11 protein-coding genes and 1 tRNA gene are annotated in these 10,388 nt (G+C 74.6%); 10 read left to right on the top strand and 2 right to left on the bottom strand.

Going from position 1 to position 10,388, the window contains the following annotated elements:
• Positions 1-19: 19 nt before the first annotated feature.
• The 10 genes from ACOJTC_RS26005 (at position 20) to ACOJTC_RS25960 (ending at position 8,042) form a co-directional block, all read left to right on the top strand.
• Positions 20-703: a uracil-DNA glycosylase gene (locus tag ACOJTC_RS26005; RefSeq protein ID WP_420118861.1), complete on the top strand. Its 684-nt coding sequence runs from the start codon at positions 20-22 to the stop codon at positions 701-703.
• A 19-nt stretch (positions 704-722) separates the two neighbouring features.
• Entirely contained in the window at positions 723-1,460 is a 738-nt protein-coding gene (locus tag ACOJTC_RS26000; RefSeq protein WP_204928310.1) for a DUF4129 domain-containing protein, read from the top strand.
• A gap of 34 nt (positions 1,461-1,494) precedes the next feature.
• A complete protein-coding gene (locus ACOJTC_RS25995) occupies positions 1,495-2,082 on the top strand; it encodes a hypothetical protein (RefSeq protein ID WP_420118859.1) in 588 nt (195 codons plus the stop codon).
• On the top strand, positions 2,082-3,089 hold the full coding sequence (locus ACOJTC_RS25990; RefSeq protein WP_420118858.1) for an AAA family ATPase: 1,008 nt from the start codon (positions 2,082-2,084) through the stop codon (positions 3,087-3,089). The genes ACOJTC_RS25995 and ACOJTC_RS25990 overlap by 1 nt, the downstream gene beginning before the upstream one ends.
• A 5-nt stretch (positions 3,090-3,094) precedes the next feature.
• The gene (locus tag ACOJTC_RS25985) at positions 3,095-4,459 is read left to right on the top strand and encodes a DUF58 domain-containing protein (protein WP_372444654.1); all 1,365 of its coding nucleotides are present in this window, start codon (positions 3,095-3,097) and stop codon (positions 4,457-4,459) included.
• A gap of 5 nt (positions 4,460-4,464) precedes the next feature.
• Positions 4,465-5,025 (top strand): hypothetical protein, encoded by a 561-nt coding sequence (locus ACOJTC_RS25980; RefSeq protein WP_420118860.1) that lies wholly within the window; start codon positions 4,465-4,467, stop codon positions 5,023-5,025.
• A gap of 91 nt (positions 5,026-5,116) precedes the next feature.
• Positions 5,117-6,454, top strand: a complete 1,338-nt coding sequence (locus ACOJTC_RS25975) for an NAD(P)/FAD-dependent oxidoreductase (protein ID WP_420118857.1) — start codon at positions 5,117-5,119, stop codon at positions 6,452-6,454.
• Positions 6,455-6,604: 150 nt separating this feature from the next.
• Positions 6,605-6,688, top strand: a tRNA-Leu gene (locus ACOJTC_RS25970).
• Between the two features lie 108 nt (positions 6,689-6,796).
• Positions 6,797-7,618: a Bax inhibitor-1/YccA family membrane protein gene (locus ACOJTC_RS25965; RefSeq protein WP_088642890.1), complete on the top strand. Its 822-nt coding sequence runs from the start codon at positions 6,797-6,799 to the stop codon at positions 7,616-7,618.
• A gap of 103 nt (positions 7,619-7,721) precedes the next feature.
• Positions 7,722-8,042, top strand: a complete 321-nt coding sequence (locus ACOJTC_RS25960; protein WP_420118856.1) for a hypothetical protein — start codon at positions 7,722-7,724, stop codon at positions 8,040-8,042.
• Positions 8,043-8,045: 3 nt separating this feature from the next.
• On the opposite strand, the gene ACOJTC_RS25955 is transcribed toward ACOJTC_RS25960, so the two are convergent.
• Both ACOJTC_RS25955 and ACOJTC_RS25950 read right to left on the bottom strand, forming a co-directional pair.
• Positions 8,046-9,308 (bottom strand): acetyl-CoA C-acetyltransferase, encoded by a 1,263-nt coding sequence (locus tag ACOJTC_RS25955; RefSeq protein WP_420118855.1) that lies wholly within the window; start codon positions 9,306-9,308, stop codon positions 8,046-8,048.
• Positions 9,309-9,441: 133 nt separating this feature from the next.
• The gene (locus ACOJTC_RS25950; protein ID WP_420118854.1) at positions 9,442-10,245 is read right to left on the bottom strand and encodes an SGNH/GDSL hydrolase family protein; all 804 of its coding nucleotides are present in this window, start codon (positions 10,243-10,245) and stop codon (positions 9,442-9,444) included.
• Positions 10,246-10,388 lie beyond the last annotated feature (143 nt).

Below are 10,388 nucleotides of genomic sequence, written 5' to 3'. Positions count from 1 at the left end.
CGCGGCGTCCGCCCGCACCGTGCCGGTGCTCGAGGCGCGCCAGTCGGTGTGCCGCGCCTGCCCGCGGCTGGTGGCCTGGCGCGAGGACGTCGCCGTCACGAAGCGCCGCGCCTACGCCGACGAGCCGTACTGGGGCCGCCCGATCCCCGGCTGGGGCGACCCGCGCGCCGCGCTGCTCGTCGTCGGGCTCGCACCCGCGGCGCACGGCGGCAACCGGACCGGCCGGGTCTTCACCGGCGACCGCTCCGGCGACGTGCTCTTCGCCGCCCTGCACCGGGCGGGGCTGGCCAACCAGCCGACAAGCGTCGCCGCCGACGACGGCCTCGCCCTCACCGGCGTCCGGATCTTCGCCGCCGTGCGTTGCGCCCCGCCGGACAACAAGCCCACGCCGGCCGAGCGGGACACCTGCGCCCCGTGGGTGCACCGGGAGGTGGCGTTGATCCGACCCACCCTGCGGGTGGTCGTCGCGCTCGGCGCGTTCGCCTGGGCGGCGTGGTGGCCGGTGCTACGCCAGGTGTACGGCGTCCGGCCGCCCAGCCCGCGACCGGTCTTCGGCCATGGGGCACACTGGTCCGGGTCGGCCGCTCCCGATCTGCTCGGTTGCTACCACGTCAGCCAGCAGAACACCTTCACCGGGCGGTTGACCACACAGATGCTTGACGATGTGTTCGCCCGGGCGAAACAGCTCGCGGGGGTGGACTGAGCAGCGTGGGACGGTGGCGATGGACCTCGGCGTACTGCGCAGGTGGTGGCCCGTCGCCCTGGTGACGCTGCTGCTGCTGGCCGCCGCGCTCGCCGCCGGGCACTCGTCGATCGGGGCCAGCCGCATCCCTCCGGCCGCCGACAACATCCCTTACGTACCGGAATACCCCTCCGCCGAGCCGGCCCGGTCGATCCCGGTCGAGCCGCGTACCGAGGCCGCGCAGACCCGGCCGAGCGTCCCGCAGTGGATCGCCACGGCGGCGATCGGGCTGCTCGCCACGGCGATCCTGGCCGCCCTGGGCTACCTGGCCTTCACCCTGCTGCGCGGCGCGCTGCGGCGGACCACCCGGGCGGTGCCGGTGGCGCGGGCCCGACGTACCGCCGAGGGCACCGCGCGGGAGGTGGTGGCCGCGCTCGACGCCGGCCTGGAGGAGTTGGACGACGCCGACACCGACCCGCGTACCGCAGTCATCGCCTGCTGGGTGCGGCTGGAGGAGGCCGCCACCGAGGCCGGCGTGCCGAGGCTCACCGGGGACACCCCGACAGACCTGGTCACCCGGCTGCTGCGCGGCGACCCGGCGGCCGGCGTGCCCGCCATCGCCAGCGCCGACGTGCTGGACGGCTTCGCCCACGTCTACCGCGAGGCCCGCTACGCCACCCGGGCCGTCGACGCCCGGATGCGGGACCAGGCCCGGGGGGCGCTGCGCCGGCTGCGCGGTGAACTCACCGCCCTGGCCGACCCGCAGGTGCCGGCGTGACCGCCCGCCACGGCGCACCCGGTGAGGTGGCATGGTGAGCGAGTCGACCGGCCTCGACGACCTGTTCTCCTTCGAGGAGGAGCCGCCGGCCCGTACGGGCCGGGCCCGGGGCGGACGCGCCCGGCAGGTGTTCAGGCTGCTGCTGACCGCCGCCGGGGTGACCGCCGTGGTCGTGGTCGGGCTGCGCGCGGTCGGCCTGCAACTGTCGCTCGGGATCGTGGTGGCCGGGGTGCTGGCGGTGCTCGCCGTCCGCCGGGTCACCGCCGCGCTGGCCCCACCGCCCCCACCCCGGGGCGGGGCCCGCGCCCCCGCCGGTGAGGAGCCGGGCACCAACAACTGGGCGGCCCGGGACGCGCTGCGGGCCGCCATCAACGGCTGGGAACGCCCGCTGGACTGGTCCTCGGACAACGCCGAACGGTTCACCGAACGCATCCTGCCCCGCCTCGGCGAGCTGGCCGACGAGCGGCTGCGCCAACGCCACGGCCTGACCCGGGAGTCCGACCCGCCCCGGGCCCGGGCCCTGCTCGGGGAGCCGCTATGGAGTTTCCTCGACACCCCCTCCCGCCGTCCCCCGTCGCCGCGCGACCTCGCGGCGATCGTCGCCGAACTGGAGAAGATCTGATGAACGACGTGGACCGCAGCATTCCCGCCACGGAGGTCGGCCACCTGGCCCGGGCGGTGCTGGACGCGGTCGGCACGGTCGTGGTCGGCAAGCGGGAGGCCCTGGAACTGGTGCTCGCCGGCATCCTGGCCGGCGGGCACGTGCTGCTGGAGGACCTGCCGGGGTTGGGCAAGACGCTGACCGCGCGCTCCTTCGCCCAGGCCCTCGGGCTGGACTTCCGCCGGCTCCAGTTCTCCCCGGACCTGCTGCCCGCCGACGTCACCGGCTCGTTCCTCTACGACCAGCGCAGCGGCGACTTCTCCTTCCGGGCCGGCCCGCTCTTCACCAACCTGCTGCTCGCCGACGAGATCAACCGGACCCCGCCGAAGACCCAGTCGGCGCTGCTGGAGGCGATGCAGGAGAAGCAGGTCTCCGTCGAGGGCGTCACCTACCGGCTCGACGAGCCGTTCCACGTCCTGGCCACCGCCAACCCCATCGAGTACGAGGGGACGTACCCGCTGCCCGAGGCACAGCTCGACCGGTTCCTGCTGCGGGTGTCGTTCGGCTACCCGCAGCGCGACGAGGAGTGGGAGGTGCTGCGCCGCCGGATGGACCGCCGCCGCGAGGAGGCGCAGATCGAGCCGGTGGTCGACGCCGGCACCCTGCGGGCCATGCAGGCCGCGCTGGAGGACGTCGTGGTGGAGGACTCCGTCGGCAAGTACATCGTGGACCTCACCGCGGCCACCCGGGAACACCCGTCGGTGCTGGTCGGGGCCTCCCCCCGGGGTTCGCTGGCGCTGCTGCTGCTGGCCCGGGTCCGGGCCGTCTTCGCCGGCCGCGACTACGTGGTGCCGGAGGACGTCAAGGAGGTGGCGGCCCCCGCGTTGGCGCACCGGATCACGCTGCGCCCGGAGATGTGGCTGCGTCGGGTCGACCCGTCGTTCGTGGTCGGTGAGGTGCTGGAGCAGACCCCGGCGCCGGCCAGCGGCGCGCTGCCCAGCTACGCGGCCGGCCGGGCCGGGCGCTGATCGTCGTGCCTGACCGTCAGGAGCCGGCGGCGGGCTGGTCGCCCACCTGGGCGCTCGGCCGGGCGGTGCTGCTCACCGGGCTGCTGCTGATCGCCGCGGTGCTGCTCGGCCGGGTCGACCTGGTCGTGCTGGCCACCCCGTTCGCGCTCGGCACCGCGTACGCGCTGCGCCGCCGGCCCACCGCCGCCCCGCAGTTGGAGATCACCGCCGGGGACGCCCAGCTGGTCGAGGGGGGCGACCTGGCCGGCGCGGTGGTGGTGGGCAACCCGGACACGGTGCCGTACGACGTGGTGGTGGTCCGGACCCGGGTCTCGCCGTGGCTGTCGGTACGCCGGGCCGACTTCGGCGGGATCGGGTTGGACGTCAGCCGCGCCGGTGGGGCCGACCGCCCGTTCGTCACCGCGCTGTCCAGCGGCACCGCCGTCGACCTGGAGCTGACCGGCACCGCGCTGCGCTGGGGGCGGCACCCGATCGGGCCGGCCGGTGCCCGCGCCGCCGCCGCCGACGGGCTGCTGGTCTCCCGCGCGGTGCTCACCGAGCCGGTGCGGATGCGGGTGTACCCGAAGACCGAACCGTTCGAGGCGGTGGAGGCGATGCCCCGGGCCGCCGGGCTGGTCGGCGCGCATCACTCGCGGCGGCCGGGGGAGGGCGGCGAACTGGCCGGGGTACGCGTCTTCGGGCCGGGGGACCGGCTGCGCCGCATCGACTGGCGGGTGTCGCTGCGCACCCGGCAACTGCACGTGGCGTCGACCCTGTCCGACCGGGACGCCGAGGTGGTCGTGCTGCTCGACGTGCTGGCCGAGGCGGGGCGTTCCGGCGGGGTGGCCGGGGCGGCGTCCGTGTTGGACACCACGGTCCGGGCCGCCGCCGCGATCGCCGAGCACTACCTGCACCGGGGTGACCGGGTGGCCCTGCTGGAGTACGGCCCGGCGGCCCGTCGGCTGCGCCCCGCCACCGGCCGCCGGCAGTACCTGACCGTCCTGGAGTGGCTGCTCGACGTGCACGCCGAGTCCTCCCCGCACGAGCCGTACGACCAGGTCTTCGGCCCGCAGGTGCTCTCTGCCGACGCGCTGGTGGTGGTGCTGACCCCGCTGCTCGACGAGCGGTCCGCGCAGATGCTGGCCCGGCTGGCCCGGGGCGGCCGGTTCGTGGTGGCGGTGGACACCCTGCCGACCGATCTCGCCCCGCCCGGTGAGCGGGGCTGGGCGCCGGTGGCGTACCGGCTGTGGCGGCTGGACCGGGACACGATGATCACGCAACTGCGGGAGCACGGCGTGCCGGTGGTGGGCTGGGCGGGCGCGGGCAGCCTGGACCAGGTGCTGCGGGACGTCGCCCGGCTGGCGACCGCACCCCGGGTGGGTGGCCGGTGAGCCCGGTGGACGCGGCCCGGGAGCGGATCCGGGCGGCACGCACGGCGGTACGCCGGGTGGCCCTGCTGCCGTTGCTGGTGCGCGGGCTCGCCTTCCTGGTGGTGCTGGCCGGGCTGCTGCTGGCGTACCCGGTGGAGCTGTTCCAGGCCCGGTCGCTGCTCGCGCTGACGGTGGTGGCGGTGCTGCCGGCGGTGGCCCCGCGCCGGATCTGGCCGACCTTCGCCGCGCTGGTCACGGTCGGCGGTTGGGTGTTCGCCTCGGCCGGGTACGACCGGCCGATCACGTTGTGGCGGTTGTTGGCGGTCGCGACCCTGCTCTACCTCGGACACACGCTCTGCGCCCTGCTGGCCGTGCTGCCCTACGACGGGGCGATCGACCCGGACGTCGTGCTGCGCTGGCTCATCCGGGCCGGCGCGGTGGTGCTGGCGTCGGCGGTGATCGGGGTGCTGCTGACCCGCTCGGGGCAACTCGGCCCGGATGACGGTTTCCAGACCGCCACGGTGGTGGGACTGCTGGTGGCGGTGGGTCTGACCGGGTTGCTGGGCTGGCTGCTGCGCCGCAGATAGCGCGACGTTGCGCAGCTCACAGGTGTTGTGCTCCGTCACAGATGGGGGTCTCGAGGGGTATTACCGCAGCCGCCCGGGGAAAGATGGATACGTGAATCCGAAGCGGATCCTTGTCGTGGGTGCCGGGCACGTGGGCCTGTACGCCGCTCTGCGCCTGTCCAAGAAGCTGAGCTCCCGTGAGGCCGAGGTCGTCGTGGTCGACCCGCAGCCGCACATGACGTACCAGCCGTTCCTGCCCGAGGCGGCGGCCGGCAACATCTCGCCCCGGCACTCCGTGGTGCCGCTGCGGCGGGAGTTGCGCAAGTGCAAGGTCGTCGCGGGCGCGGTGACCCGGATCGACCACAGCCGCAAGACCGCCGTGGTGCAGCCGATCTCCGGCCCGACCCGGGAGATCCCCTACGACCACGTGGTCGTCGCTCCCGGCTCGGTGTCCCGCACCCTGCCGATCCCCGGGCTGCACGAGCACGGGATCGGCTTCAAGACCATCGGCGAGGCCATCTACCTGCGCAACCACGTGCTGGACCGGCTCGACGTGGCCGCCGCCACGCCGGACCCCGAGGTCCGTCGCTCCGCGCTGACCTTCACCTTCGTCGGTGGCGGCTACGCCGGCATCGAGGCGTTGGCCGAGATGGAGGACATGGCCCGGGACGCGCTGCGCTACTACCCGGAGCTGGAGCCCGACGACATGCGCTGGGTGCTGGTCGAGGCGACCCAGCGGGTGCTGCCCGAGGTCGACCGGGACATGGGCGCGTACACGGTGCAGCAGTTGCTCAAGCGGAACATGGACATCCGGCTGGACACCCGGCTGGAGTCCTGCGTCGACGGTGTGGTGAAGCTCTCCGACGGCGACAGCTTCCGCTCCGACACCATCGTCTGGACGGCCGGGGTGAAGCCGTCGCCGATGCTGGACCGCACCGACTTTCCCCGCGACGAGCGGCGGCGGGTCACCTGCCTGCCCACCCTCCAGGTGGTCGACGGCGACCGGGTGGTCGAGGGGGCGTGGAGCGCCGGCGACTGCGCGGCCGTCCCGGACCTCACCAAGGAACCGGGCAACTACTGCTCGCCGAGCGCCCAGCACGCGGTGCGGCAGGCCGCCCGGATGGCCGACAACATCGCGCTGGTGGTGCGGGGCCGGGAGCCTGTCGACTACAAGCACAAGCACGCCGGCAGTGTGGCCAGCCTCGGTCTGCACAAGGGCGTCGCCCAGGTGTACGGCATCAAGATGACGGGCTGGCCGGCGTGGTTCATGCACCGGACGTACCACATGAGCCGGATCCCGTCGTTCAACCGCAAGGTCCGGGTCGTGGTGGACTGGTCGCTGGCCTTCTTCCTCAAGCGTGAGGTGGTCGCGCTCGGCCAGCTGCACGACCCGCGCGAGGAGTTCGCCGAGGCGTCGCAGCCGATCCCGATCACCAGCAGGGCGGCCTGACCGCCGCACCGACGCGCCGGTCGCCCCCGCCCGCTCCCGGGTGGGGGCGACCGGCGGTAACCCGCCGGCGCGGGTCGACGGGGGACGCCGGGGCGCCGCGGAACGGCTACCGTGAGACTGCACCGTCGCGCATCGACGTGACGCGCCCCTGCCCGGGTGGTGGAACGGCAGACACGGCCGCCTTAAAAGCGGCTGCCGCAAGGCGTGCGGGTTCGAGACCCGCCCCGGGCACCACACTCTCAGCTTTCCCACAGCCTCCCGACCGGCGGCGGTCGTGCCCCGCCGTTTACCCTGGAAGAGCACGTTTGCGTGCGACTGACCCCCTGAGGGAGGCCTGAGACAGTGAAGACCTCGAACCCGGTGCTCGCCCGGCTCGGCCAGGCGGCCGAGCGGGAGCGTTCCGCCGGGTACGCCCAGCCCGGGCCGTACGGTTACGGACAGCCCGGCATTCCGCAGCAGTACCCGGGCCAGCCGGGCTCCCCGGTCGCCCCGACGGTGTCCGGCACGATGACCGTCGACGACGTCGTCGTCAAGACCGTCGCGCTCCTGGCCATCCTCGGCGTCTCCGCCGCCGCCGCCTGGATCGTGGTGCCGGATTCGGTGCTCGGCGTCGCCTGGATCGGCGCCGCGATGGTCGGCCTGGTCCTCGGCCTGATCATCTCGTTCTCCCGGGTCGCCAACCCGGCCCTGGTCGTCGCGTACGCGATCGTCGAGGGCGCGTTCGTCGGCCTGGTCAGCAAGGTCTACGAGACGGCCTACCAGGGCATCGTGCTCCAGGCCGTGGTCGCCACCTTCGGCGTCTTCTTCGTGATGACCATGCTCTACAAGGCGCGCGTCATCCGGGCCACCCCCAAGTTCGTCAAGGGCATGATCGCCGTGATGGCCGGCCTGTTCGCCGTCATGCTGATCAACCTGGTGCTCGCGCTGTTCGGCGTGAACACCGGCCTGCGCGACGGCAGCCCGCTGGCCATCGGGTTCAGCCTGGTCTGCATCGTGGTCGCCTCGCTGAGCTTCGTGCTCAGCTTCAAGGAGGTCGAGGACGGCGTCCGGATGGGGCTGCCGGCCCGTTACTCCTGGACCGCCGCGTTCGGCATCGTGGTGAGCCTGGTCTGGCTCTACCTGGAGATGCTGCGCCTGATCAGCTACTTCCAGGGCGACGACTGACGGTTGTCGCACCCGACGCCCGCCACCGCGACCCTGCGGTGGCGGGCGTCGTCGTCTGCGCGGCCGGCCCGGGGGCGGCCGGTGGTGCGTAGACTCGCCGACGATGAGCGCCGCGGAGTTGGACCGGGCGGTGACGTCGCTGGTCCGTCAGGTGGGCCACTGGCAGCAGCCGCGGTGGGCGGCGGTCGCCGCGGGCGGCAACGTGTCCCGGGCCGACCTGGTGCACAAGCTGGTGCAGGAGGTCGCCGACCTGGCGGCCGACGCGGAGGGCGGGCCACGGCGGGACGTACCCCGGCTGGCGCATCCGATGGCGCTGCCCGACCAGCTCCGGGTGGTCGCGGCGGACCTGGTCGCGGCCGGTCCGCCGGAGGCGGTGCGGGCCGGGGCCGCCGCCCTGGTGGCGGCGACCCGCGGCGCGCTGTAGGGCTCAGCTGAGCCGTTCGAGCACCATCGCCATGCCCTGACCGCCACCGACGCACATGGTCTCCAGGCCGATCGTCGCGTCGTGCCACTGCAGGGCGTTGAGCAGGGTGCCGGTGATCCGGGCGCCGGTCATCCCGAACGGGTGGCCGACGGCGATCGCCCCGCCCATCACGTTGACCTTGTCCTGCGGGATGCCGAGCTGCCGGTACGACGGGATCACCTGGGCGGCGAACGCCTCGTTGATCTCGACCAGGTCGACGTCGTCGACGGTCTTCCCGGCCCGGCGCAGCGCCTGCCGGGACGCCTCGACCGGGCCGAGGCCCATGATCTCCGGCGACAGGGCGGTGACGCCGGTGGAGACGATCCGGGCCAGCGGGGTCAACCCCAGCTCGTCGGCCCGCTGGGCGCTCATCACCACCACGGCGGCGGCCCCGTCGTTGAGCGGGCAGCAGTTGCCGGCGGTGATCCGGCCGTCCGGGCGGAAGACCGGCTTCAGCCCGGCCACCGCCTCCGGGGTGACCCCGGCACGCGGCCCGTCGTCGGTGTCGACCACGCTGCCGTCCGGGGTGGTGACCGGGGTGATCTCCCGGGCCCAGAAGCCGTCGGCGATGGCCTTCTCGGCGAGGTTCTGGCTGCGGACGCCGAACGCGTCCATCTCCTCCCGGGTGACGTCGTACACCTGGGCCAGGTTCTCCGCCGTCTGCCCCATGGCGAGGTAGATGTCGGGGAGCTGCCCGGCCTCGCGCGGGTCGGTCCACACCTCGGCGTCGCCCTGCGCGCGGGCCGCCGACCGCTGCCGCGCCTCGGCGAAGCGCGGGTTCTCCCAACCGCCGCCGACCAGGGCCTGCGCCTCGGGTGGCAGGGTGTCGGAGTTGCCCCGGGCGTACCGGGACACCATCTCGACCCCGGCGGAGACGAAGACGTCGCCCTCCCCGGCCCGGATCGCGTGCATCGCCATCCGGGTGGTCTGCAACGACGACGCGCAGTATCGGGTCAGCGTGGCTCCGGGCAGCCCGTCCAGGCCCATCAGGGTGGCGACCACCCTGGCCATGTTGAAGCCCTGCTCGCCGCCGGGCAGCCCGCACCCGAGGTAGAGGTCGTCGATGGTGGTCGGGTCGAGCCCGGGAACCTTGTCCAGCGCGGCCCCGACGATGGTGGCGGCGAGGTCGTCCGGGCGGACCTCGCGCAGCGAACCCTTGAACGCGCGGCCGATGGGGGACCGGGCGGTGGCGACGATGACGGCGTCGCGGGACGACTCAATCGGCATGAACCAACGTTAACTTGACGGTAACTTGGCGCGGAAGGACGCCGACCAGCGGGAAATGTCACCCGTGCCGGCCCGGCCGGACCCGCCCGCCGGCCGCGACACGTCGCAGCCGACGGGACGGGATCGACGCCGGTCAGTGCCGGGAGGCGACGTTCGCGGCGGCGACGACCGCCGGCAACAGGGCGTGCGCCCAGACCCGGTACCCGTCGGCGGACGGGTGGAAGCCGTCGTGGCAGAGCGTCCCGGCGTCGGCCCGGAACACCGGGCCGGTCTCCGTACCCAGGTCGACGACCGTGCCGCCGGCCTCCAGCACGGCGGCGGTCTGCGCCCGCGCGACCCGCCGGCCCGACCAGCCGATCACCTGCCGCAGCGGCGGGGCCACCGCGCGCACCGCGCCCAGGTCCGGGCAGGTGCCGACGACGACCTCGACCCGGGCCTCCCGCAGCCGGCGCACCGCCGAGGCGAGGTACGCCGCCGCCTCCGCCGGCCGGCTCATCGCCGTGGCGTCGTTCGCCCCGATCAGCACCACCGCGACGTCCGGCCGGTCACCCAGCAGCGCCCGGGCCACCTGGGTGGACAGGTCGGTGGAGCGGGACCCGGACACCCCCACGCTGGACAGGTGCACCCGACGTCCGGTCGGCCCCTCGGTCAGCAGGTGGGCGAGCTGACCGCCGACCGTCTCGTCGAAGCGGGCCACCCCGACGCCGAGCGCCGAGGAGTCACCGAGCAGCACCAGCCGCAGCAGCGGGGCACCGACCCGGCCGACCGTGGCCCGCAGCGCCAGCCCCAGCTCCGGCTGGGCGTAGTCGCGGTTACGGGCCGCCACCGCCTGACCGGCGAGCACCGCCGCGCCGCCGAGCGTCCCGGCGACCAGGGAGACCGCCGCGGCCTTGCCGAGGCGTACGGCCAGCTCGCCGCCGAGCGAGCGGCCGGTCACGGTGTCACCGCCCGGGTGCCCACGGCGGCGGTGACCGGCCCGGCGGGGCACCCGCGGCACCCGGTGGTGGGGGGGGGGGGGGGGGGGGGGGCCCGCCCACCCCGGCGGGGGGGGGGGGGGGGGGGGCGGGGGGGGGGCGCGGG

This window comes from Micromonospora sp. (genome assembly GCF_048594385.1).
GTDB lineage: Bacteria > Actinomycetota > Actinomycetes > Mycobacteriales > Micromonosporaceae > Micromonospora > Micromonospora wenchangensis.
Note: the sequence above shows the minus strand (reverse complement) of the source record. Positions and strands in the feature narration are given on the sequence as shown.

Coding starts and splice junctions, on each gene's coding strand:
- ACOJTC_RS25960 (WP_420118856.1), top strand. CDS start 7,722: ATGAGCGCCGCGGAGTTGGACCGGGCGGTGACGTCGCTGGTCCGTCAG.
- ACOJTC_RS25990 (WP_420118858.1), top strand. CDS start 2,082: ATGAACGACGTGGACCGCAGCATTCCCGCCACGGAGGTCGGCCACCTG.
- ACOJTC_RS25955 (WP_420118855.1), bottom strand. CDS start 9,308: ATGCCGATTGAGTCGTCCCGCGACGCCGTCATCGTCGCCACCGCCCGG.
- ACOJTC_RS26000 (WP_204928310.1), top strand. CDS start 723: ATGGACCTCGGCGTACTGCGCAGGTGGTGGCCCGTCGCCCTGGTGACG.